At 71.5% G+C, this 23,864-nt stretch carries 21 protein-coding genes; 9 read left to right on the forward strand and 12 right to left on the reverse strand.

Annotation, left to right across the window (positions count from 1 at the left end; translation table 11 throughout):
• The first annotated feature begins 52 nt into the window (after positions 1-52).
• The 4 genes from DEI82_RS11735 to DEI82_RS11750 all read left to right on the forward strand — a co-directional run bounded on the left by DEI82_RS11735 (position 53) and on the right by DEI82_RS11750 (position 3,334).
• Positions 53-562 carry a MarR family winged helix-turn-helix transcriptional regulator gene (locus tag DEI82_RS11735; protein WP_111036883.1) on the forward strand — a complete coding sequence of 170 codons (510 nt, stop codon included), beginning with the start codon at positions 53-55 and terminating at the stop codon, positions 560-562.
• A 110-nt stretch (positions 563-672) separates the two neighbouring features.
• The gene (locus tag DEI82_RS11740) at positions 673-1,197 is read left to right on the forward strand and encodes a Dps family protein (RefSeq protein ID WP_111009787.1); all 525 of its coding nucleotides are present in this window, start codon (positions 673-675) and stop codon (positions 1,195-1,197) included.
• Positions 1,198-1,322: 125 nt separating this feature from the next.
• Positions 1,323-2,123, forward strand: coding sequence for an SDR family NAD(P)-dependent oxidoreductase (locus DEI82_RS11745; RefSeq protein WP_111036885.1), 801 nt, complete (start codon positions 1,323-1,325; stop codon positions 2,121-2,123).
• A gap of 14 nt (positions 2,124-2,137) precedes the next feature.
• A complete protein-coding gene (locus DEI82_RS11750) occupies positions 2,138-3,334 on the forward strand; it encodes an NAD(P)/FAD-dependent oxidoreductase (RefSeq protein ID WP_111036887.1) in 1,197 nt (398 codons plus the stop codon).
• Between the two features lie 28 nt (positions 3,335-3,362).
• Here the strand turns inward: DEI82_RS11750 and DEI82_RS11755 are convergent, their stop codons facing one another.
• Together DEI82_RS11755 and DEI82_RS11760 are read right to left on the reverse strand one after the other, a co-directional pair.
• Positions 3,363-4,457, reverse strand: a complete 1,095-nt coding sequence (locus DEI82_RS11755) for an alpha/beta fold hydrolase (RefSeq protein ID WP_146242905.1) — start codon at positions 4,455-4,457, stop codon at positions 3,363-3,365.
• 124 nt (positions 4,458-4,581) lie between these two features.
• Positions 4,582-5,451 (reverse strand): SMP-30/gluconolactonase/LRE family protein, encoded by an 870-nt coding sequence (locus DEI82_RS11760; protein ID WP_111036891.1) that lies wholly within the window; start codon positions 5,449-5,451, stop codon positions 4,582-4,584.
• Between the two features lie 68 nt (positions 5,452-5,519).
• On the opposite strand from DEI82_RS11760, the gene DEI82_RS11765 reads away from it, so the two are divergent.
• A complete protein-coding gene (locus DEI82_RS11765; RefSeq protein ID WP_181434591.1) occupies positions 5,520-6,146 on the forward strand; it encodes a TMEM175 family protein in 627 nt (208 codons plus the stop codon).
• Between the two features lie 21 nt (positions 6,147-6,167).
• On the opposite strand, the gene DEI82_RS11770 is transcribed toward DEI82_RS11765, so the two are convergent.
• Positions 6,168-7,334 carry an RtcB family protein gene (locus DEI82_RS11770; RefSeq protein WP_111009793.1) on the reverse strand — a complete coding sequence of 389 codons (1,167 nt, stop codon included), beginning with the start codon at positions 7,332-7,334 and terminating at the stop codon, positions 6,168-6,170.
• A 447-nt stretch (positions 7,335-7,781) separates the two neighbouring features.
• On the opposite strand from DEI82_RS11770, the gene DEI82_RS11775 reads away from it, so the two are divergent.
• Together DEI82_RS11775 and DEI82_RS11780 are read left to right on the forward strand one after the other, a co-directional pair.
• Positions 7,782-9,599: a glycoside hydrolase family 15 protein gene (locus DEI82_RS11775; RefSeq protein WP_111036893.1), complete on the forward strand. Its 1,818-nt coding sequence runs from the start codon at positions 7,782-7,784 to the stop codon at positions 9,597-9,599.
• Entirely contained in the window at positions 9,596-10,234 is a 639-nt protein-coding gene (locus DEI82_RS11780; RefSeq protein WP_111009795.1) for a DUF1992 domain-containing protein, read from the forward strand. The genes DEI82_RS11775 and DEI82_RS11780 overlap by 4 nt, the downstream gene beginning before the upstream one ends.
• Before the next feature lie 6 nt (positions 10,235-10,240).
• Here DEI82_RS11780 and DEI82_RS11785 read toward each other — a convergent pair whose 3' ends face one another.
• A complete protein-coding gene (locus tag DEI82_RS11785; protein ID WP_111009796.1) occupies positions 10,241-11,251 on the reverse strand; it encodes an aldo/keto reductase family protein in 1,011 nt (336 codons plus the stop codon).
• Between the two features lie 163 nt (positions 11,252-11,414).
• Here DEI82_RS11785 and DEI82_RS11790 point away from each other — a divergent pair, with 163 nt between their 5' ends.
• Together DEI82_RS11790 and DEI82_RS11795 are read left to right on the forward strand one after the other, a co-directional pair.
• Entirely contained in the window at positions 11,415-13,865 is a 2,451-nt protein-coding gene (locus tag DEI82_RS11790; RefSeq protein ID WP_111036895.1) for a phosphoketolase, read from the forward strand.
• An 11-nt stretch (positions 13,866-13,876) separates the two neighbouring features.
• The gene (locus DEI82_RS11795; protein WP_220037271.1) at positions 13,877-14,164 is read left to right on the forward strand and encodes a DUF3253 domain-containing protein; all 288 of its coding nucleotides are present in this window, start codon (positions 13,877-13,879) and stop codon (positions 14,162-14,164) included.
• A 152-nt stretch (positions 14,165-14,316) separates the two neighbouring features.
• Here the strand turns inward: DEI82_RS11795 and DEI82_RS11800 are convergent, their stop codons facing one another.
• The 8 genes from DEI82_RS11800 to DEI82_RS11835 all read right to left on the reverse strand — a co-directional run bounded on the left by DEI82_RS11800 (position 14,317) and on the right by DEI82_RS11835 (position 23,789).
• The gene (locus DEI82_RS11800; RefSeq protein WP_111012157.1) at positions 14,317-15,117 is read right to left on the reverse strand and encodes an SDR family oxidoreductase; all 801 of its coding nucleotides are present in this window, start codon (positions 15,115-15,117) and stop codon (positions 14,317-14,319) included.
• Between the two features lie 98 nt (positions 15,118-15,215).
• The gene (locus tag DEI82_RS11805; protein WP_111036897.1) at positions 15,216-16,556 is read right to left on the reverse strand and encodes an ABC transporter substrate-binding protein; all 1,341 of its coding nucleotides are present in this window, start codon (positions 16,554-16,556) and stop codon (positions 15,216-15,218) included.
• A gap of 256 nt (positions 16,557-16,812) precedes the next feature.
• Positions 16,813-17,775, reverse strand: coding sequence for an EamA family transporter RarD (gene rarD / locus DEI82_RS11810; RefSeq protein WP_258372048.1), 963 nt, complete (start codon positions 17,773-17,775; stop codon positions 16,813-16,815).
• 193 nt (positions 17,776-17,968) lie between these two features.
• Positions 17,969-18,265, reverse strand: a complete 297-nt coding sequence (gene groES, locus DEI82_RS11815) for a co-chaperone GroES (RefSeq protein WP_111009800.1) — start codon at positions 18,263-18,265, stop codon at positions 17,969-17,971.
• Between the two features lie 118 nt (positions 18,266-18,383).
• Entirely contained in the window at positions 18,384-19,385 is a 1,002-nt protein-coding gene (locus DEI82_RS11820; protein ID WP_111036968.1) for an NAD(P)-dependent oxidoreductase, read from the reverse strand.
• A 139-nt stretch (positions 19,386-19,524) separates the two neighbouring features.
• Complete coding sequence (locus tag DEI82_RS11825) at positions 19,525-21,258, reverse strand: alkaline phosphatase family protein (RefSeq protein ID WP_258372049.1); 1,734 nt, start codon at positions 21,256-21,258, stop codon at positions 19,525-19,527.
• Between the two features lie 36 nt (positions 21,259-21,294).
• On the reverse strand, positions 21,295-22,614 hold the full coding sequence (gene efeB / locus DEI82_RS11830; protein WP_111036901.1) for an iron uptake transporter deferrochelatase/peroxidase subunit: 1,320 nt from the start codon (positions 22,612-22,614) through the stop codon (positions 21,295-21,297).
• Positions 22,611-23,789, reverse strand: coding sequence for an EfeM/EfeO family lipoprotein (locus DEI82_RS11835; RefSeq protein WP_111036903.1), 1,179 nt, complete (start codon positions 23,787-23,789; stop codon positions 22,611-22,613). Before DEI82_RS11835 ends, efeB begins: the two co-directional genes overlap by 4 nt.
• Between the last annotated feature and the right edge of the window lie 75 nt (positions 23,790-23,864).

Raw genomic sequence — 23,864 nt, forward strand, 5'->3', positions numbered from 1 at the left:
GTGCCGGCGTTCGCTAGCCGGTCTAGCAAGTAGGCAGGTTAGGGTGGTGTGCATGAGCACGCAGGAGGTCACCGAGCCGTCCGGGTACTGGTACCCCGACGACGATGCGACCCAGCGGGGCGTCGACGTGCTGAACGCCCTGCGCCGCTACCGCGGGGCCGAGACGGCGATGCGTCGCCGGACCCGTGACGCGATGGGCATGGGCGAGACGGACCTCCTGGCCGTCCGGTTCCTGCTGCAGGCGCAGCGGGCGGACCGCACCATCAGCCCGAAGGACCTCGCCGCCTACCTCAAGATCTCGTCGGCGTCGACGACGATCCTGGTCGACCGCCTCGTCAAGAGCGGCCACGTCCGGCGTGAGCCGCACCCGACCGACCGGCGTGCACTCGTCATCGTCCCGACGACCAACACGGACACCGAGGTCCGCGCGACGCTCGGTCGCATGCACCGGCGGATGATGCACATCGCGGAGTCCCTCACGGCGGACGAGGCCCGGGTCGTCATGACCTTCCTCGAGGACGTCCGCGCGGCGGTCGACATGGTCGACCCGCACGAGGACTGACCGCCCAGCCGTCCGGTCACGGGGGACGCGTGTCCGGACGTCGGCTGAGCGTCGCCCATGCCGCCCCGGGTAGACCGGGAACCGTCACCGAATCTCGGAACGGAGCCATCATGCACGCATCGGACAAGCTCGCCGGCAATCTCCAGAAGGTCCTCGTGGACCTCATCGACCTGCACGTCCAGGGCAAGCAGGCCCACTGGAACGTGCTCGGACACAACTTCCGGGACCTCCACCTCCAGCTCGACGAGATCGTCACGGAGGCACGTGAGTTCTCCGACACCGTGGCGGAGCGCATGCGCGCCCTCTACGCCACGCCGGACGGTCGCTCGAAGACCGTCGGCGCCACCTCGAGCCTCGACGAGTTCCCGGAGGGCGAGGTCTCGACCCACGACGTCGTCGACATGATCACCCTGCGCCTCTACCAAGCCGTGGGGACCATGCGCGACGTGCACGACGAGGTTGACGAGGAAGACCCGTCGACCGCGGACATCCTGCACGCGATCATCGACCGACTCGAGCAGCTCGCGTGGATGGTCAGCGCCGAGAACCGCACGCCGAAGCAGACGTTGTCGGCGGCGACGACCGCTCCGAACGCCGAGAGCGTCGAGAGCGCGCAGTCGACCAGCCTGAGCTGAGCCGACCCCTCTCCGGGTCACCCGCCCATCCGGGCCACGACGCACCGGCGGCCGGCCGCGGCGGCATCCGCCGACGCGGCCGTCGTCGTGCGCGCACGCAGAACGACAGACAGGAGCACCACCCCATGGACCTCGGCATCTCGGGCCGCATCGCGCTCGTCTTCGGGGCGGACTCCGGCATCGGCTGGCAGACGGCCAAGCTCCTGCTCAGCGAGGGCGCCACCGTCGTGATCACCGACCTCGACCAGGCCGCCCTCGACGACTCGGCCGCGAAGCTCGAGGCCCACCCGGGCCGGCTCTACGCGTTCGCCGCGGACGTCACCGACAGCGCGAGCCTCGCCCGCCTCCACGACCAGGTCCGCGAGGCCGTCGGCGCGATCGACATCCTCGTGCAGTCCTCGGGGGTCACGGGCGCCCAGGGCATGTTCCACGAGATCGACGAGCAGGGTTGGCTGTCGACCATCGACATCGATCTCATGGGTCCGGTGCGGATCACGCGCGAGTTCATCGGTGACCTGCGCGACGGCGGCTGGGGCCGGATCGTCTACGTGACGAGCGAGGACGCCCTCCAGCCCTACGACGACGAGCTGCCGTACTGCGCGGCGAAGGCCGGCGTGCTCTCGTTCGCCAAGGGACTGTCCCGGAGCTACGCGAAGGAGGGGCTGCTCGTCAACACGGTCTCCCCCGCCTTCATCCACACCCCGATGACGGACGCCATGATGACGAAGCGGGCCGAGCAGACGGGCCAGGGCTTCGACGAGGCGATCGAGTCGTTCCTCGACGAGGAGCGCCCCTACCTCGAGCTGCACCGCCGCGGCGAGCCCGACGAGGTCGCGAGCGTCATCGCGTTCCTCTGCAGCGACCGCGCCTCGTTCGTGAACGGGTCCAACTACCGGGTCGACGCCGGCTCGGTCGCCACCATCTGACCGGGAGACACACGATGACCGACCACCGCTACCTCGTGATCGGCGGGGGCATGGTCGCCGACGCCGCCGCCAAGGGCATCCGCGAGATCGACGAGCAGGGCTCGATCGGCATCCTCAGCACCGACGTGGACACCCCCTACGCCCGCCCCGCGTTGTCGAAGAAACTCTGGACCGATCCGGACTTCAGCTGGGACGACGAGGTCGACCTGCACACGGCCGACGCGACCGGCGCCGAGATCCACCTGCGCACGACGGTGGTCGCGATCGACCGTACGGCGAAGACGGTGACGACCGATGACGGACAGCGGTTCGGGTACGAGCGGCTGCTCATCGCGACCGGCGGAACACCCACGCCGCTGCCGATCGAGCACGACGACCGCGTGATCGACTACCGGAGCGCCGAGGACTACCGACGACTGCGGGGGTTCGCGGACCAGCACGCCCACGTCATCGTCGTCGGCGGCTCGTACATTGGCACGGAACTCGCCGCGGCGCTCGTGCAGAACGGCGCGACCGTGACGCTCGTGCACCCCGACGACGTGCTCGGCGGCTCCATGTTCCCGGCGGACCTCGCGGCGGCGTTCGAGCGCCGGTACCGCGACGCCGGTGTCGATCTCGTCGGCGGCCGCAGGGTCACCGACGGGCACGGGACCGACGACGGCGTGATCGTCACGCTCGACGACGGCCGCGAGCTCCGCGCCGACGCGGTCGTCTCCGGGCTCGGGATCACGCCGAACGTCGACCTGGCACGGGATGCGGGCCTCCCGGTGGACGACGGCATCGTCGTCTCGGCGACGCTCGTGACGGAGGACCCGGACGTCTTCGCCGCGGGCGACGTGGCCGAGTACCCGGACCTGGTCCTCGGCCGCCGCCGCGTCGAGCACGTCGACAACGCGCAGGAACAGGGCCGGCAGGCGGGCCGGAACCTCGCTGGTGCTGACGAGCCGTACACCCACACGCCCTACTACTACTCGAACGTGTTCGACATCGGGTACGAGGCCGTCGGCCGCGTCCAGGCGACGCTCCGCACGGTCGAGGACTGGGCGGCCCCGCTCGAACAGGGCGTCGTGTACTACCTCGACGGGGACGTGACCCGCGGCGTGCTCCTGTGGAACGTGCAGGGGCAGCGTGACGCGGCGCGCCAGGTGCTCGCCGAGGCGGAAGCGCTCACCCCCGACACGCTGCCGGGCCGGATCCCCACCGGGGGCTGAGCCGGGAGGCCCAGCCTCCGTCCGTCGCTCAGGCCGCGTCCTCGACGCGCTCGGGCCCACGGACCGGTGTCGACCGCTCGTCGCCGTCGGCGCGGCGCTCGGCGCCGTCCTCCGACCCCGCGGCGAGCTCGCCGTCCGCGATCACCTGCTCGGCGTCGGCGACCGGTTCGTCGTCGTGGGCGGTGGCGCGAGCGTGCTCGCTCTTCCCGGCCGCGAGCAGGTCCTCCCCGCGGGCCACGCCGACGAGTGCACGGATTCGCGCGACGAGGACGTGCCACGCCTCCGCAGGGCGCAGTCGGTCGAGGTCCGACGCCGTCGTCGTGTCCGCCACCGCGGTGAGCGACGCCACGCCGCGGTCCGGCAGGTCCCCGCGCACGTGCGCCACGGCGAGCGCCGCGACGACGTCCGCCTGCGCGTGCACGACGGCGTGGGCGCCGCCCGTGACCTCACGGAGGACCGCGTACGGGAACACCCGCCCGAGCCGCCGCACCCAGTCGCGCGGGACGAGGGCGTCGTGCTCACCGCGGACGACGAGCACCCGGGCCTGCACGGCCTCCGCCCGACGCTCGATCGGGTACGCGAGCATGCGGGGCAGGACCGCCCGGAACCAGTGCCAGCCGCACAACGCGTACGCGGTGAGGGCGTGCCAGCGGATCGCGGCCGGCTCGTGGACGACCGAGCGGGCGAACCGCACCATCGACTCGCTCACCGTGCGCGCAGCGCTGTCGACGACCGGGCTGATCAGGACGACGTCGCTGAGGTCGGGCCGGCGGGCCGCCACCTCCGTGACGACCTGCGCCCCCATCGAGTGCCCGACGAGGACCGGGTCGACGAGCCCGAGCGCGTCGATGACGGCCTCGACCGCGTCGGCGTACCGCTCGATCGAGACGGTCCCGCGGAACCGTCGGACCCCGGCGAACCCGGGCAGGTCGAGGGCGTGCACCGGGCCGAACGCGTTGAGGTTCGAGGCGAGCCGCTCGCGGTGGGTCGCCGCGACGCCGAGGCCCGCGACGAGCACGAACGCACGGTCCCCGGGGGCGCCGATCGTGCTCACGCGGACGGTGGTGCCGTCGACCGGGACGCGACTGACGGTGACGGTGGCGTTTGGCAGGGCGTCGGACACGTGGACCTCCGGGTGCTCGCTCGGGCGGATGACCGACGATAACGGCCGCACCCCCGAACGGGTGGCGCGACGGGCCGGGAGGCGCGGGATGCGGCCGTCCCGTCCCTCCCGTCACCCTGCGCGGTCAGCCCGCGAAGCGGTGGGCCGGGATCCCGTGCACCCGCGTCGGCACCGCGAGGACGGCGCCGGAGAGCGGCGCCTGCTCGAGCTGCTCCTCCGTGAGGTTCTCGCGCGCGGTGCCGATGAACAGCGTGCTCATGTCCACGCCCCCGAACGCGACCGAGGTGACGTTCGGGGCGGGCAGGTCGACGACCTCCAGGCGTTCGCCGTCGGGCGAGTAGCGCTCCACGCGCCCCTCGCCGTAGATCGCGCCCCAGAAAGAGCCCTCGTCGTCGCGCACCAGGCCGTCGTGCGCGGCACCACTGACGAAGGGCTCCAGGTCGCCGAGTTCGCCGTCCGGGCCGTAGGAGCCGCGGAAGATCGTGGAGACCGCGGTGTCCGTGACGTACATGACGCTGCCGTCCGGCGACCACTCCATCCCGTTCGTCGTGCCGAACCCGCCTCGGAGCACGCGTACGGTGCCGTCCGGGTCGATCGCGTAGAGGGCCGCGTCGCCGTCGCCCTGGAGGTCCATGCTCCCCACGAGGAACCGGCCGAAGGGATCGCATTTGCCCTCGTTGAACCGCATGTCCGGTTTGGCGTGCTCGACGGTCGCGAGCTCACGGTCGATCGCACCGTCGGCGTCGGTCAGGACCACGCGGTCCCCGAGCGCCGCGACGAACCCCCCGGAGGCACGGGGCTGGAACGACGCGAGCGGCGGCGGCAGCGGGACCGAGGACACCACGACGCCGTCCGCGGTCGCGGTGTGCAGGGTGCCGAGCGGGATGTCGGTCCAGTGCAGGCGCTGGCCGTCCGGGTCCCAGACGATGCTCTCGACGAGCGCTGCCTTCGCATCGGTGAACACGCGGACGGGACCGGTCGTGGCGGTGGACATGCACCCCGGTCTACCCGGGCCGCGCTGAGGACGCACCCCGGACGTGACGCGTGCTCCATACTCATCCCGTGGATGCGCAGCGCGAGTCGGAGACCGAGCGACTCGTGGTGTTCACCGACGCGGTCGCGGCGATCGCGATCACGCTGCTCGTGCTGCCGCTCGTCGACATCGTGCCCGAGGCCGCGCACCGGGACGGCGACGTCGGCGCGCTGCTCCGCGAGCACGTGCCGCAGTTCGGCGGGTTCGTGCTCAGCTTCGCGGTCATCGCGCGGTTCTGGTGGTCCCACCATGAACTGTTCCGCACCGTCACACGCCTGAGCCGGGCGGTCGTGCGGTGGAACCTCGTGTGGACGTTCGCGATCGTCGCGCTGCCCCTGCCGACTGCGATCATCACCGCGTACCGGCCGAGCCCCCTCACCGTGGAGCTCTACGTCGGCACGCTCGTGCTCGCCACCGCGGCGCTCGCCGGGATCGCGCGGGCGTTCCTCCGCCGCGATGACCTGACCGACCGCGAGCGCACCGCCGCCCGCCAGCAGCTCCTCGGTTCGGCCGTGAGCGCCGGCCTGTTGCTCCTGGCCGCCGTGGTGGGGAGCCTCGTGCCCGCCGTCAACTTCTTCGCGCTCCTGCTGCTGTTCGCCTCCGGGCCGGTCGAGCGGGTGCTCCGCCGACGCTGGACGAGCGCCACGCCGGGGTGACCCGGCGCGGCGCCCGGGGCGTCAGTCGCCCTTGACGTTGACGAGCTGTCGCAGCGTGTGACGGATCGTCACGAGGTCGGCGGCGTCCGCCATCACCTGGTCGATCGGCTTGTAGGCCGCCGGGATCTCGTCGAGGAACGCATCCGTGTCCCGGAACTCGATCCCCGCCATCGCCGCGCGGAGCTGCTCGTGCGTGAAGGTGCGCCGAGCCGCGGACCGCGAGTAGGACCTGCCGGCTCCGTGCGGTGACGACGCGAGCGACTGCGCGTTGCCGCGCCCCTCGACCACGTACGAGGCCGTGCCCATGGACCCCGGCACGAGTCCGAGCTGCCCCTCGCGCGCCGAGATCGCACCCTTCCGCGACACCCACACGTCCTTGCCCCAGTGCCGCTCCTGCTGCGTGAAGTTGTGGTGGCAGTTGATGCGCTCCTGCTCGTCCACCACCACCCCCATGACCTCGCTGAGCTGGCGGACGACGCGGTCCATCATCTCCTCGCGGTTGAGCAGGGCGTAGTGCTGCGCCCACCGGAGCTCGGCGATGTACCGGTCGAACTCCGGCGTCCCCTCGACCAGGTACGCGAGGTCGGCATCGGGCAGCTGGATCCACCAGCGCTCCATGAGCCGCTTCGCGACCGCGATGTGCCGCTGGGCGATCTTGTTCCCGACACCCCGGCTGCCCGAGTGCAGGAACAGCCAGACGCGGTCGGTCTCGTCGACGCTCACCTCGATGAAGTGGTTACCGCTCCCGAGTGTGCCGAGCTGCTCGCGCCATCCGCCGAGGGCTCGCGCCGGGTCGAACCCCGCGGCGTCGGCGAGCGCCTCGAGCTCCGCGATGCGGGGCGCGGCCGTCGCGACGACCTTCCGGTTCGCGGCCCCGGCCGACAGCGGGACCGCCCGCTCGATCTGCTCGCGGAGCGGGCGCAGGTCGGTCGGCAGGTCGGCGCGGTCGAACTGGGTCCGGACGGCGATCATGCCGCAGCCGATGTCCACGCCGACGGCGGCGGGCATGACCGCGCGGAGCGTCGGGATGACGGAGCCCACGGTCGCGCCGAGCCCCAGGTGCGCGTCGGGCATGAGCGCCACGTGCGGGAACACGAAGGGCATCGCGGCCGTGGTCCGTGCCTGCTGCTCGGTCGTCTCCTCGAGGAGACTCGCCCACGAGAGCAATCGGTCGTTGATCTTCTGCATCGTTCCGCCTTCCGTCGGATCGGGATGGTGACGGTCCGGGGCGGACCGGCACCGTCCCTCCCGACCGACACGGTGGTCGGTGACCGATGTGGTCGACGGGAGACGGGTGCGCAAGACGCCCTGGGCCTGGTCGGCACGGGCGTCGGAGGACGACCGTGCCTACACGGGATAGCTGCTGGTGGGCCGCTGCTCGAGCGCACGCCACATGAGCGGCACGAGCTGCTGCTCGTTCCGCTTCCGGGGCTGCTGTTCGACGCGCACGGCGGTCCTCCAGTCGGGTGCCCAGGGCGGGCACGGAGCACCGACCATAGTGCGACACGCCCGAGCTGCACAATCGCGACACGCCCGGGAGGCCCGGCGCGGGTCGCACCGGTCGGTGTGCGCACGTGGACCGGAGGTGGGAACGGCAGCCGGACTGCTCGCAGTCGAGGGGAGCAGAGTAGGAGGATGCCCGAGCGCACTCCGGACACCCCGGACTCCTCCGACAACGCCGAACGCACCGACGGCTACGCCCCCCTCCGCTCCTACGCGGCCATCGGCGACGGCCGCACCGTGGCGCTCGTCGGCCGCGACGGCCGCATCGACTGGTTGCCGGTGCCGTCCATGGACTCCCCCGCTCCCTTCGCGAGCATCCTCGATGCCGAGCACGGCGGGCACATCGCGTTGAAGCCGACCGGCCCGGCGCACATGGAGCGCCGCTATCTGCCCGGCACGAACGTGCTCTGCACGACGTGGACCACCGCCGACGGCGAGGCCACGGTCACGGACGCCATGGCCACCGGCGTGGCCGGACGACTGCCCTGGGCACAACTCGGGCGCTGCGTGCAGGGCGTCCGCGGGGCGGTCGAGTTCGAGTGGGCGGTCCAGCCGGGCACGCTCCTCGGGCAGGCCCGACCGGAACGACTCGACACGGTGAACGGCTCGATCGTGGCGGTGGACGGCGTGAGCATCGCCATCGTCGAGCTCGGGTTCGAGCCCGTGCACGAGGACGGCCCGCGGTTCTCCGGACGGTTCCGGACGTCCGAGGGCTCGAGGTCGATCCTGTCGGTCATCGGGACGCTCGACGAGCCGCTGTTCATCCCGGACCCGCACGAGACGATGCGCGGTGTCGACCGCACCATCCGCAACTGGGAGACCTGGTCGAAGGAGTTCGCGTACGACGGCCCCTGGGCGGACGCCGTGCACCGCAGTGCCCTCGCGCTCAAGCTGCTCATCTTCGCGCCGACGGGGTCGATCGCAGCCGCGGCCACCACGTCGCTGCCCGAGGACGAGCACGGCGACAAGAACTGGGACTACCGGTTCGCCTGGGTGCGCGACCTCGCCTACTCCGTCCGCGCGCTGACGCGGTTCGGGCTCCGCGAGGAGACGCACGCCGCCGTCTCGTGGCTCATGCGGACCATCGCGGACAACGGCGACGGCATGCCGATCTTCTACCGGCTCTCCGGCGCGCGGTCGGACGGCGTCGTGGAACGTGACGTGCCCGGCTGGCGCGGCATCGGTCCGGTGACCGAGGGCAACCGTGCAGCGGACCAGCTCCAGCTCGGCGTCTGGGGTGACGTGTTCGACATCATGCGGCAGTACGTCGCGCAGGGGAACGTCCTCGACCGGCAGACGGCGCACGTGCTCGAACGGCTCGCGGACGAGGCCTGCCACAAGTGGGTCGAGGAGGACTCCGGGATGTGGGAGCTCCAGGAGGCCCACCACTACACGACGAGCAAGATCGGCTGCTGGCAGGCACTCGACGCGGCGATCGAACTGCACGACAAGGGGCAGATCGGCGGCCCGCGCGACAAGTGGGTGGAGAACCGCGAGCTCATCGAGCAGTGGGTGGCTGAGCACGGCTGGAACGAGGAACTCGGCCACTACGTCATGCACCCCGACACCGATGCCCTCGACGCGTCGATCCTGCTGCACGCCTCGTCGTCGTTCGACCGGGGACCGCGGATGTCCGCGACGATCGACGCCATCCGGGAGCAGCTGTCGGTCGGGCCGCTCGTCTACCGCTACTCCGGGCTCGAGGACGAGGAGTCGCCGTTCGTGGCCTGCTCGTTCTGGCTCGCGTCGGCGCTGGCCTGCGTGGGACGTGACGGCGAAGCCAGGGCGCTCATGGACGACATGGTCGCCCAGGGGAACGACGTCGGCCTGTTCGCCGAGATGATCAGCGCCGACACGGGGGAGTTCATGGGGAACCTGCCGCAGGGCCTGTCCCACCTCGCCCTCATCAACGCGGCGATCACGATCGAGGAGATGGCCCGCGAAGGATGACGAACGACCCCGACGCCCGGATGGACCGGCTGCGGAAAGCGGCCCGGTACCGGTTCGCGCAGTACGCCGAGGAGCAGGCGCGCGAGACGGAGGCATCGGGCACGCCCGCATCGCGATCGCTCGACCCCGACGAGGTCCGTGCCGAGCGACGGCTCCGGGGTGCCCGGGACATGGTCGCGCACGCCAACGCGCTCATCGAGGAGGGTGACGAACGTGGGGTGTTCGAGCACAACCCGCTGCGCGGCAAGCCCCTGCCGGACAACGACGGCCGGCACGACCCCGACTGGTGGATCCGGCGCTACGTCGAACGCGAGGAGCTGACCGGCCTCGGACCGCCGGCGCTCGCCCTCCGGAAGGAGGACGCGGAACTCGACGCCCGGCTCGACGAGGAGTCGAGCGAGCGACGCGTCCGCGAGATCGTCGAGGACTTCGACGCGCGGGTCGTCGAGGCACGGCGGCAGCTCATGGGCGGCCCGCCGGTCGTCACGCCGGTCCGGGACGTCGACGTCGAGATCGAGCGGTGGCGCGACCGCCGGGAGGCCCGACACGCGGTCGAGCGCGCCGCAGCGGCCGAGCAGGCCGCCGCCGATGCGGAGGAACGGCAGCGGCGGCGTCGGTGGTGGCGCCGCCGCTGACCGCTCCTAGGCCTCGCGCGTCTTCGGCGAGCTGTCGTTCGTCTTCGCCGGGTCGCGCTCGACGACGTCGCCGAGGACCTCGTCGATGCGGGCGAGGGCTTCTGCCGGGATCCGGACACCGGCCGCGCCGGCGTTGTCGTGCACCTGCTCGGGACGGGACGCCCCGATGATGGCGGACGCGACGTTGTCGTTCTGCAGGGTCCACGCCACGGCGAGCTGCGCCATGGACAGGCTCAGCTCCTGCGCGATCGGCTGCAACTGCTGTACCCGCTCGAGCACGTCGTCGCGCATCCAGCGCGAGATCATCTGCGCGCCGCCCTTCTCGTCCGTCGCCCGCGATCCCTCGGGGAGCGGCTGGCCCGGCTGGTACTTGCCCGTCAGGACACCCTGGGCGATGGGCGACCAGACGATCTGCGAGATGCCGAGCTGCTCCGACGTGGGGACGACCTCGCCCTCGATCACGCGCCAGAGCATCGAGTACTGCGGCTGGTTCGAGATGAGCTGGACCCCGAGCTGCTTCGCGAGCGCGTGGCCCTTCTCGATCTGCTCGGACGTCCACTCGGAGACGCCGATGTACAGGACCTTGCCCTGCCGGACGATGTCCGCGAAGGCCTGCATGGTCTCCTCGAGCGGGGTCTCGTGGTCGAAGCGGTGCGCCTGGTACAGGTCGACGTAGTCGGTCTGGAGCCGCTGCAGCGAACCGTCGATCGACTCGAGGATGTGCTTGCGCGACAGACCGGTGTCGTTGTGTCCCTTGGGCCCGGTCGGCCCGAAGACCTTCGTGGCGATCTCGAGGGACTGCCGCCGCTCGCCCTTCAGGGCCTCGCCGAGGACGGTCTCGGCACCCGTGTTCGCGTACACGTCCGCGGTGTCGAAGGTCGAGATGCCCACGTCGAGTGCCGCCCGCACGCAGGCGATGGCCGCGTCGTTCTCGACCTGCGATGCGTGGGTGAGCCAGTTGCCGTAGGTGATCTCCGAGACCTTGAGTCCCGAGTCGCCGAGGTAGCGGTGTTCCATGTGTCGTTCCTCCCGGGCCGCGTCGGTGCGGCGCCGGGGTCGACGGTAGTCCCGACCCGGGACCGCGCGCACCGGCGTCTCCGGTCCTGTGGACGGGGGCGACCTGTGCACGTGCGTCCGGTCCTGTGGACGGTGACGCTCGAGCGCGCCTACGGTGGGGGCCATGTCGCACAGCGCCTCGACCTCTGACCGGCTCCTCGCGATCGACGCGTGGTGGCGCGCCGCGAACTACCTCACCGTCGGGCAGATCTACCTGCTCGACGACCCGCTGCTCACCCGCCCGCTCCGCCGCGAGGACATCAAGCCCCGGCTGCTCGGACACTGGGGCACCTCGCCCGCGCTGAGCCTCGTGTACGCACACCTCAACGCGCTCATCAGCGAGCGCGGACACGACGTGCTGTACGTGTGCGGGCCCGGGCACGGCGGTCCGGCGATGGACGCGAACGCGTGGCTCGACGGCACGTGGAGCGAGCTCTACCCCGGCATCACACCCGACGTCGACGGTCTCCGGCAGTTCTTCAAGCAGTTCTCGTTCCCGGGCGGCATCCCGTCCCACGCGGCCCCGGAGACGCCCGGCTCGATCAACGAGGGTGGCGAGCTCGGCTACTCGCTGTCGCACGCCTACGGCGCGGCCCTGGACAACCCCGACCTCGTGGTCGCCTGCGTGATCGGCGACGGTGAGGCCGAGACGGGTCCGCTCGCGGCGTCCTGGCAGGCACACACCTTCCTCGACCCGGTCAAGGACGGCGCGGTCCTGCCGATCCTCAACCTCAACGGCTACAAGATCGCCAATCCGACCGTGCTCGCTCGGATCCCGGAAGAGGACCTCGTCGCCTTCTTCCGCGGGCTCGGGTACGCGCCGATCATCGTCGACTCGGCACGGGTCGACGACGACCCGTTCGCGGTGCACGCCCTGTTCGACGCCGCTCTGCGACGTGCCTTCGGGCAGATCGAGGACCTCCAGGCCGCCGCACGCGGTGGCTCGGGCACCGAGCGCCCGCGGTGGCCCCTCATCGTCCTCCGGACGCCGAAGGGCTGGACGGGGCCGAAGGAGGTCGACGGCCAGCGGGTCGAGGGCACCTTCCGTGCGCACCAGGTCCCACTGCCGGGCGTCCGCGACTCCGACGACCACCGCCGGCAGCTCGAGGAGTGGATGCGCTCCTACCGCCCCGAGGAACTGTTCGACGAGCAGGGCCAGCCGATCGGGATCCTCGGCACGATCCGCCCCGAGGGCGACAAGCGCATGAGCGCGACCCCCCACGCGAACGGCGGCCGGCTCCGGGTGGCGCTCGACCTGCCGGACCTCGAGCCCTACGCGGTGGACGTCCCCGACGACCGCACGACGAACACGTCCGCCACCGGGACGCTCGGTCCGTGGCTCCGGGACCTCATCCGCCGCAACCCGTCGAACTTCCGGCTGTTCGGCCCGGACGAGACGATCTCGAACAAGCTCGACGCGGTGTTCGAGACGACGGACCGCGTCTGGCGCGCCGAGCTCGAACCGGACGACGCGCACCTCGCCCTCGAGGGCCGGGTGACCGAGGTCCTGTCCGAGCACACGCTCGAGGGGCTGCTCGAGGGGTACGTGCTCACCGGCCGGCACGGCATGTTCAACACGTACGAGGCCTTCGCGCACATCATCGACTCGATGGTCGGCCAGTACCTCAAGTGGCTCGAGTCCTCCGCGGACATCGACTGGCGTGTCCCGGTCTCGAACCTGACGATCCTGCTGTCCTCGCACGTGTGGCGGCAGGACCACAACGGGTTCTCACACCAGGACCCCGGGTTCCTCGACGTCGTCGCCTCGAAGCAGCAGGACCTCGTCCGCGTCAAGTTCCCGCCGGACGCGAACTCGCTGCTCGCCGTCGCCCGACACGCGTTCGAGACCACCGAGCGCGTCGAGGTGATCGTCGCGGGCAAGAACCTCGAGCCCGACTGGCTCCCGATCGACGAGGCCGTCGCGCACGTCGCGGCCGGCGTCGGGGTCTGGCACTGGGCGGGCACCGTCGCGGAGGGCGCCACGCCGAACCTCGTCATGGCCTCCGCCGGTGACGTCCCGACACTCGAGACCATCGCCGCGATCGACCTCATCCGAGCGAACGCGCCCGAGGTCGCGATCCGCATGGTGAACGTCGTGGACCTCCTCGCGCTCGGGGACCCGCGGAACCACGAGCACCCGATCAGCGACGACGACTACGACGCCCTGTTCCTGCCCGGCACGCCCGTGGTCTTCGCGTTCCACGGCTACCCCGCACTCGTCCACCAGATGACGTACAACCGGCACGGCCACGACGACATGCACGTGCACGGCTACATGGAGCGCGGCACCACCACCTCGCCGTTCGACATGGTCATGCTCAACGACATGGACCGCTTCGCGCTCGCCGCCGACGCCCTGTCCCACGTGGACGCCGACCGGTACGCGGGTCTCGTGCAGGCCTGCCAGGAGGCCCGGGACGCGGCACGTCGGTTCGCCTACGAGCGCGGTGAGGACCACCCGGCGGTCGCCGGCTGGCAGTTCAACGGCTGGCCGCAGGACGACCCCGACGGACACCGTCAGGGCGTCGCCGGCGGGGTGCAGCAGGGTGCGGACTCGTCGGACGACAACCACTGAGGCGTGCAGTCGTGGGTGACGACCAGCGGACCGCCGGGGACGGCGTCCTGACCGACACCGATCACGCCCTCGAGGCGACGATCGCCCGTCTGCTCGACACACGCGCCGCCACGTCGAGCACCTGCCCGTCGGAGGCGGCACGGGCACTCGGCGGCGATGACTGGCGCAGCCTGATGGAGCCGACGCGGCAGGCCGCGCGCCGCATGGTCGCGCGCGGGGAGGTCGAGATCACCCAGCGCGGGTCCGTGATCGATCCCGACCACATCCACGGTCCGATCCGGATCCGCCGGCCGCGCTGACGCCGCTCCTCCCCATCGCCCTCCTTCGGCGATCGATCCGCGGCGAGTCGGAGGAACCGCCGTGATCGATCCCGTCGAAGACCGCAGCGTGAGGTCGCACGGGCGGCGCGCGCCGACAGCAGGCCGGCTCCGCCGCCCAGTGCGGAGGCGACTCAGGCCTGACGCCAGTCGTCCGACTGCAGGTGCGACCCGGCCTGCGGCCCCATCTGGAGCATGCCCCCGTCCACCGCGTACGAGGCACCGGTCACGTACGACGCGAGCGGCGACGCCAGGAACGCGACGACCGCGGCGATCTCGCGCGCATCCCCGGGGCGTCCGAGCGGCACCCCCGGCCGGTCGATGGGGTGCGGGTCGGTGTCCTCGTTGCCCGTCATCTGCGTCGCGATCTCGCCGGGCGCCACGGCGTTCACGGTGATCCCGTGGCGCCCGAGCTCGAGCGCCACCGTCTTGAGCAGGCCTCCGAGGCCGTGCTTCGCGGCGTCGTACGCGGCGGACCCGACGCGTGGCTGGTGCTCGTGCACGCTCGTGATGCCGATGATGCGACCGCCACGACCGGCCTCGACCATGCGTCGGGCCGCGTGCTGGATGCACACGAAGGCGCCGTCGAGGTCCGTCGCGACGGTGTGCCGCCACTGGTCGAGGGTCATCTCGAGGAACGGTGCGTTGTCGCCGGTGCCGGCATCGTTGACGAACACGTCCACGCCGCCGAGTTCCTCCGCGAGTCGGTCGATGACCTGCCCGCAGCGCTGCAGGTCCGTCACGTCGATCTGCATGACGACCGCGCGGCGTCCGTGGGCGCGGACCTCGGCGGCGGTGTCCTCCGCGCCGCGGAGGTCCTCGAGGTACGTGATGCCGACGTCCATCCCGGCCTCGGCGAGCGCCACCGCGGTGGCCCTCCCGATCCCCGACTCGGCTCCGGTGACGATGGCGGTGGTGGGCTGGAAGTCACTCATGCCGCGGACGGTACCCCCAGCCGCCGGACCGTGCATCCAGCGACGACGCAGGGCGGCCCCGGTGCCCCGGGACCGCTCTGCGATCAGACGGACGTGACCTACTTGGTCGAGCCCTGGATGGCGCTCTGGTAGACCGGCTTGTTGTCCTGGTCGTACTTGTAGATGCCGATGTAGGCGCTCGATGGGTCGTTGTCGGCGTTGAACGGCCCGACGCCGGACGGTCCGGTGTACTGGATCTTCGTGCCGGCGTCGACGAGCTTCTTGCAGTCGGCGAAGGTCGAGCACTTCGTCCCGCCCTTGGCACCGGAGACCGAGGCCAAGTGCGCCTGGATGGTACCGGCGTCGGTGCCCTTGCCCTCCTCTGCCGCGAGCGCGGTGAGCACCATGGCGTCGTACGACTCGGCGGCGTAGGCGAAGTCGTGGAGGTCCTTGCCCTCGTTCGTCTTGTACCACGTCGTCAACTTCGTCTTGAACGCGGCCTTCGGGTCCGAACCGGGGATCGTGCCCTGACCGTTGAGGAGCGTCTTCGGGTCGAAGTCCTTCGAGTAGTCCGCGGTGTTGCCATCGGACATGTACGTCTTCGACATGTCCCAGCCCTGCGAGACGAGCTCGGGCACGATCGACTTCGTCTCGTCGAACGAGAGGATGACGATCGCGTCCGGCTTGGCGGCCAACGCGGCGGTCACCTCGGACGAGAACGTCGTCTGTCCGGGCGGGAACTCCTGCCCCTTGCCCTTCCCGCCGTAGACCACGCTGCCGCCCGCGGCCTCGACGGCCTTCTGCACGGTGTTCCGCAGGCCGGTGCCGTAGGCGTCGTTGAAGACGAGGAACGCGATCTTGGCGTTGCCGTCGCCGACGACGAGCTGTCCGAGCGCGGAGCCCTGCACCGTGTCCGGCGGCGCGGTCCGGTAGTAGTACGACGAGTAGCCGGACAGGTCGGTCGCCGTGTTCGCCGGCGAGATCTCGATCGTGCAGTTGCTCGTGATCTGGTCGACCACGTTCAGGGTCACGGACGACGACTCGGCGCCGAGGACCACGGGGACCTTGGCCGCGATGAGCTTCTGGGCCGCGGACGACGACACCGTCATGTCGGTGCTGTCACCCGAGTCGGTGGCGGTCGAGATCTTCACGTCCTTGCCGATGACACCGCCAGCGGCGTTGATGTCATCGATCGCGAGTCCTGCACCGGCGATGGCAGGCGGCCCGAGGTAGGCGAGGCTGCCGGTCAGGGGCAGCAGCGTGCCGTACTCCAACGCGTCCTGGCTGGGCTTCGACGGCGCCTTGCAGCTGGCCGCCGGGTCCTTGCCCGACGACGACGACGTCGACGCCGCACCGGATGCGCCACCACTGCCGGCGCTCTCCGTCGAACACGCGGCGAGCAGGATGGCGGCTGCTCCCGCGATCGCGAACGCCTTGGCGGCGCTGCTGGTTCTGATCATCCGTGATGCCCTTTCTCTGAGCGGCCGCGACCGCTTCGATCGTCGAGCAGCTGTGCGTCCGCTGGGATGCGAGCAAACGTAGGGTTCGATTGTTTCGGCCATGTGGCGGTCTCGTCAGGGTGGTGTTTCGTTGCTGAACCGTGACCGAACCTGTGGGAACGAACGGGAACGGCGATGCGGACCCAGCGGGTGCACAGTGCCGGCGCTGCTCGCGCTCGGCCCGGAGGCCCGTCGGAGCGTCAGCCTGTCGGCGCGCTCAGATCACCGGGTCGACGCGGACAGGGTCGCCGACGGGGCGCCGGGCTCGGCGCCCGGCGAGCAGACCGTCGGTCGACAGGACGACGAGCGCCACCCAGACCAGCGCGAACCCGACCCACCGCTCCGGCGACATCGGCTCGTGCTGCAGCCAGACGCCGACCACGAGCTGGAGGACCGGGGTCAGGTACTGCGTCAGGCCGAGCGTCGACAGGCTGAGCCGGCGTGCGGACGACGCGAACAGCAGCAGCGGCACCGCGGTCGCCGGCCCAGCCGCGATGGTGATGAGCGCGTGCACCCAGCCGTTCGCCGTGAGGGTGATCCCCCCACGGGACGCGGTGGCGACGACGACGAGGCCGATCACCGCGACGGGGGTCAGCCACATGGTTTCGATGGTGAGGCCGCTGACCGCGTCGACGACCCCGCTCACGCGCTTCTTGACGAGCCCGTAGAGCCCGAACGAGAACGCGAGGGCGAGCGAGATCCACGGCATCCGGCCGTACCCGACGGCCACGATCACCACCGCCACGACGCTGATGCCCACCGCCGCCCACTGTGCGGCGCGGAGGCGTTCCCCCAGCAGCACGACGCCGAGGAAGATCGTCACGAGCGGGTTGATGAAGTACCCCAGGGCCGCCTCGACGGTGTGACCGGTGGTCGTGGCGACGACGTACACGGTCCAGTTGACGACGATGAGGAACGCGGCGAGCGCCATCACGCCCATGACCCGCGGTTGTCGGAGCAGTGCGACCAGGCGACCCCACGCGCGGAGCACCGCCGTCAGGACGGCGCAGAACACCAGTGCGAAGAGGATCCGCCACGCGACGATCTCGGTGGCTCCCGCCGGTGCCATGGCCACGAACAGCAGCGGCATGAGGCCCCAGAGCCCGTACGCGGCCAGGGCCTGGACGACGCCGACGGCCGCTTCCGATCGGGCTTCGGCGGACGCGGGTCGTGCTGGCACGCGTCCGATCCTAGGCACCGACGACACCGTGGTCGCCCCGCTGGCGCGTTCCCGAGCGACGCAACCGCTGTCGTCCGACGGGACGCGCGCCAGGCTGACGTGCGGACGCCGGGTGCCGGGCCGGGACAGCAGCAGGCCCCGCCGGTCGGAACCGACGGGGCCTGCTGGAGCTGGTCCTGCTGCTGGTGCTGTCCTAGCGGACGACGACGGCGAGCACGTCGCGCGCGGACAGGACCAGGAGGTCCTCGCCCGAGTACTTGACCTCGGTTCCGCCGTACTTCGAGTAGATGACCTTGTCGCCGACCGCGACGTCGAGCGGCACGCGGTTGCCGTTGTCGTCGATGCGACCCGGGCCGACGGCCACGACCTCGCCCTCCTGGGGCTTCTCCTTCGCCGTGTCCGGGATGACGAGACCGGACGCAGTGGTCTGCTCCGCCTCGACCTGACGGATGACGATGCGATCTTCGAGCGGCTTGATGCTGACAGCCACGGCTGACCTCTTCTTTCTCGGTACTGAAGAAAAACTGGGGCTGGCACTCCCCCGGGGGCAGTGCCAACCCCAACTGTAGGGGGTGGTCTGGCACTCGGTCAATCCGAGTGCCAAGAGCCTACCGCCGGCCGGCGGCGAGCGTCCGAAAGACCTCGGGCACGGAGCCACCGAGGTCGACCTGGCCGTGGTCCGCGAGCCACACGAGGGCGTCGGCGAGGGCCTCCAGGGAGGTCCAGCCCGGCGCGTACCCGAGCTCCGTCGCGGCCCGGTCGATGCTCATCGCGTGGCTCCGGCGGACGTGCTCGAACGTCGTGTCGGCGTGCTCCGGCGTGGTGGACGCGCGGAACGCGTCCCACGAGGCCGGACGGAGGTCCGCGGTGCGCCCGAACCAGCTCGCGACGCCCTCGGCGAGCCCGCGGACGCTCATCGCGCGCGGCGACACGACGTTGTAGACGCGGCCGGCGGCCACGTCCGGCCGCTCGATGGCGAGCGCGAACGCCTGGGCGACGTCGTCGGCGTGCACGTGGTGCAGCGTCTCGAGCCCGAGGTCCGGCACGGTGAGCGGCTCCCCCGCGGCGAGGCGTTCCCAGACGGTCGCGTCGAGGTTCCCGAGCGGCGTGATGACGGGCCACCCGGGGCCGGTGATGTGGCCGGCGCGGAGCACGGTGGCGGGGAGCCCGTCGGCGCGGGCGGACTCGGCGAGCAGCAGGTCCTCGATCGCCGCCTTCCGCGTGCCGTACTCGCCGATCGGCCCCCGCGGGTCGTCCTCCGAGGTGGGGACGACGAGCGACGGACCGTGCACCCAGATCGTGCCGCAGTGCACGAGGTGCCCGGCGCGCCCACGGAGCGCCTCGACGAGGCCCCGGGCGTCGTCCTCGGTGAAGCTCGTCAGGTCGACGACGACGTCGGCCCCGAGGTCCGCAACCGCACGCGGGAACCCTTCGGGGTCGCCCTCGCGGTCGAGCACGATCCGCTCCACGTCGTCCCACGCGGCGTCCGCCACGTAGGGGGCGCGGTGCCCGCGACTGATGGCGACCACGTGGTGTCCGCTCCGGACGAGGCGGGGCACGAGGAAGCTCCCGATGTGACCGGTGGCTCCGATGACGGCGACGTTGCTCATGTCCTCCATCGTGCTCCTCCGCGCGGGACCGCGAGCGGCCGCGGCCCCGGACCGACGACGAACGGGAGGCACGGTGCGGGCTTGCACCGTGCCTCCCGGCCGTCAGGCGGTCACGTCCCCCCGCCGACGCGCGGCGGCGTCAGTGGTGGTGGTGGTGCCCACCGCCCCAGCCCGGCTTCCCCGGCTTCCCCGGCTTCCCCGGCCCGTGCGGCGGGGCCGGCGTGTGCGTCGGGACGGTCGACACGACCTTCGCGACGGCGCCGGTGGTGGTGTCCAGCAGGACCTCGCGCTGCTGCGGGTGCGCGAAGTCGAACATGCCGGCGAGCGATCCACCGCGACGGTCGAACGAGGCGTCCCCGATGTGGCCGAGGCCCCAGTTGTCCTCGATGAACGCCGTGGTTGACGTCTGCTCGATCCGGGTGTGGTCGACCGCGTTCTGCTTGGCGAAGGGCGAGATGACGAGGTACGGCAGGCGCTGCGAGGGGCCGCAGCGGTCCTGGTACCCGCCGGCGACCGCGGCACGGGCGTTCGTGCAGATGGTGCTGTCGGTCGCCGTGTCCTTCGACCCGTTGAGGATCGTCGGGACCTGGTGGTCGTACCAGCCGTCCGAGTCGTCGTAGTTGATGACGATGGCGGTCGAGGACCACGCCTTCGACTGCTCGATGGCGTTGATCTCGCGCGTCAGGAACTGCTGCTCGTCGATCGGGTCGGAGTAGCCCGGGTGGCCGTCCTGCGCCTCGGGGGCCTTGAGGAACGACACGGCGGGGACGTTGTCCTGCGCGAGCGCGGTGGTGAACGCCGACAGGTCGTACTCGTGGTTCGCCTGGTCGCTGTGGCCGATCATCGCGTCGCTCGTCGGGGGCAGGTGGTGGGGGTTCGACGTCGACTTGTAGTACGCGAACGGGTTGTGGTGCGGCGAGTAGTCCTTCGCCGCGGTCCCGCCGACGTTCGCGGTGGTGGCGTCGCACTTGGCGTACGTGCCGGAGCCCGCGTACTTCGTGGTCGGCGTGAAGCCGCCCTGGAACCAGCCCCACGTGATGCCCTTGGCGTTGAGCAGGTCACCGATGTTCTTGCCCTGCATGGCGACGAGGTTCGACGTCGACGTGTGGTCGCTGTCGGAGCAGTCGTCGTAGGCGGGGTCGGGGTCACCGATCACGGTGCCCACACCGCCCGCGTTCGCCGAGGCGACCGCGGTGGAGCCCTTGACCACGGCGCCGGTCACGGAGTCGACCGCCACGCCGCCGTGCGTCTGGCCGCTCACGAGGTTCAGCGCACCGGGGGTGGACGGCCCGAAGGTCGTGTCCCAGGCGTTGTCGCTCATGGCGTAGTTCTGGGCGTAGTTCCACAGACCCGTGACGGTGTTGCCGTCGTAGTAGTCCATGGCCAGGCCCGGGCTGCCGTACTCGCCCGTGCACGTGTCGGTCGAGGTGTTCTGTACGAAGGCGTCCATCTTCCCGCCGTCCTCCGCCTTCTGCTCCGCCGCGTACCCGTGGTTCTGGTCGCAGGTGAGCGCCTGGGACGGGGTGAGCCGGCTCGGCGCGTAGAGGTTCGGGTTCTTCGTCAGCGTGCCCGAGGTGACGAGGTCGTTCACCCTCGGCGTGCCCTTGGCGGCGGCGAAGGTCGTGCCGTCGGTGTTCGTCGCGTTCGGGTAGGTCCCGAAGTAGTGGTCGAACGAGACATTCTCGTCGAACAACACCACGAGGTGCTTGATGGGCGTGCTCGTGCGCGACGACGAGGCCGGTTGGTTCGTGGCCGATGCCGTGAGCGGCGCGATGGCGATGGCCCCCACGGTCACGGCGGCCACGGCGGTCGCTCCGGCGGCGAGTGCGAATCGCCCCTTCGTCGACCGCATGAGCGCGGATGGTCGGATCACTGGTGTCCCCTGTCTGGTGGTGTGTGGAACAGTGCGTCAATTGAGCAGTGGTCGCCCGAGCCAGTCGTCCGCGTGGCGGACTCCCGGGAGGGCGAAGAAGTAGCCGCCGCCGACGGGCGAGATGTAGTCGACGAGCGGTTCGTCGGCGAGGCGCTTCTGGACCGTGACGAACTGCCGTTCGAGGTCCGCCTGGAAGCACGCGAACAGCAACCCCATGTCGAGGTTCCCGTTCGCGTCGGTGCCGGCGTCGTAGTTGTAGGGGCGACGGAGCATCTGCTGGCGCTTCGCCGCGGCCGTGCGGGGGTTCGCCAGCCGGATGTGCGCGTCGAGCTGGATGACGTCGCCCGTCGGGTCGTCCGCGTAGTCCGGGTCGTCGAACTCGTGCGTTCGGGTGAGCGGGGCGCCGGAGTCGCGGTGGCGGCCGATCATCGTCTCCTGCTCGTGCAGGGACACGCGGTCCCAGAACTCGACGAGCATCCGGATCGTCCGCACGACGTGGTAGCTGCCGCCGGTCACCCAGTCCGGCTCGACGACGCCGTCCTCGATCCGGCCCGCCCGGGTCCACACGAGGTCGTCCATGGCCGTCCGGTCGCTCGTCGACGGGTTGGCGGTGCCGTCCTTGAACCCCAGCAGGTTCCGCGGCGTGCCACTCGGCCGCGGCGGGGACACGAAGCCGTCCTGTCGCCACCGCACCTGCATCGCACCGCGCGTCGCCCGCGTGACGTCCCGGAGCGCGTGCACGACCGTGTCGGTGTTGTTCGCGCACACCTGCAGGAGCAGGTCGCCGTCGCAGATCGCCCGGTCGAGCGCGTCGTTCGGGAAGTCCTCCATGGTCCGCAGGCGCGCGGGCTTCCGGTCCGCGATGCCGTACCGGTCGTCGAACAGCGACGCCCCGACACTCGTGGTGATCGTCAGACCGTCGGCGGGCACGTCCGGTCCGAGCACGCCCGAGTCCGACGGCGGTGCCGTGATCCCGACGTCGGTCGGCTGTCCGCCGCGGGTGAGGAACCGCGAGCGCTCCGTGATCGTGCGCAGCAGGTCGCGCAGCTCGGACCGGGAAGCCGCGGTCACGTCGAGCGCCACGAAGGCCGCCGACCGCTGGGCCGGTGTGGTGATGCCCGCCTGGTGGGCGCCGTGGAACGCGTACGACGCGGCGGCACCACCGTCGGTCGCGGTGTCGCTCGCCGGGTTCCCGGCGCTCGCCGCGGTCGTGTCGGCCACGGCCGGGAGGCCCGGTGCCAGCGCCGCGGTCATGGTCGCCGCCGCCCCGGCGCCGGCTCCGGCCGCTCCCGCCAGGAACCCACGGCGGGAGGGACGGCGTGCCGCGGCGTGCGGGCACTGGGGCTGGTCGGTCACGAGGTCCTCCGGATGTCGCAGATCGCCGCGACGGGCGCGAGCAGTTCGAGTGCGCGGTCGATGGACGCGTCGAGGTCCTCCCGCTGCGTGGTCGTGAGGTCGGCGAGCGGCGTCCACGTGCCGTCGGCGTGGCGGCCCTCGTCGACGCGCGCCGTGAGCGCGGCGAGTGCTGCATCGGTCGCGGCGAGGTGCGGGTACCGGGTGCGGAGGATCCCCCTGATCGGGTCGAGGGCCCGCTCCGTGCCGGCGACGTTCGCGGCGATGGTGGCCAGGTTCGTGTGGCTGCCGGCGTCGGTCGCGCCCGTGGCCTCGAACTGCAGCGCGTTCTCGAGGATCTCGTGTGCGCGGAGCCCGATGTCGAGCGGGTCGATGCGGGCGGTCGGGAACGTGGCCTCGAGGTGCTGGACGGCCGCGACGAGCGCGTCGGCGACCGGAGCGCTCGCGGACACCGGTGCGCCGGACCAGAGCAGGGCCTCCAGGCGGTGGAACCCGGTGAGGTCCGGGTCGTCGAGCGCGGTCCGCCCCGATGCGGGGGTGCCGTCGATGGCCGTGTCGGCGTCGCCGAACGCCCCGTAGGCGGCGCCGAGCTGCTCGTACTCCGTGTGCCCGGTCAGCCAGTCCCGCTCGGCGGCCGCGCGGTCGCCGCCGTGCACGTCGGCGGCGACCCGCCGGACGTCGGCCTCGAGCACGGGCAGTCGACCCTCGATCCAGTCGCCGTACGCCTTCGCGGCGGGGATGAGGTCGTTGCGGGTGACGGGCACGACCCCGGGCGTCGCGCCGGTCACGTGCGCCGTGCCGTGGAGGTGGACGACCGGACCCACCACCGCGTCGGCGTCCGCCGGCAGGCAGCGGAACCGGTAGGCGCCCGAGCCGAGGCGCACGCGGTAGGTCTGGGACGCGCCGGCACCGAGCCCCTCGGCGTCGAGGTACACGGCCCCGGACCGGGGGTCCTCGAGCTGCACCTCGACGCCCGCGACCGAGGTGTTCGTGATGCGGAGCGTCTGCGTGCCGTCCGCGGGGTCGGTCCATCCCGTCCCGCAGACGTCGGTGCCCGCGGCGACGTCGTAGTGTCCGGGGACGGCGCGCGTCGGCAGGAGGTGCGGCACGACGATGCCGGCCGTCACGACGAGTGCGACGACGAGCCCGACGACTCCGTACGCGAACCGATTCGACACCCGAGCCCCTTCCGCTCCCGGCCCCGTGGAGCAGCACGGGACGCCCTGATCGGACCCCCGTCCGGGGGGATCCGC

Source organism: Curtobacterium sp. MCBD17_019, from assembly GCF_003234555.1.
Taxonomy (GTDB): Bacteria; Actinomycetota; Actinomycetes; order Actinomycetales; family Microbacteriaceae; genus Curtobacterium.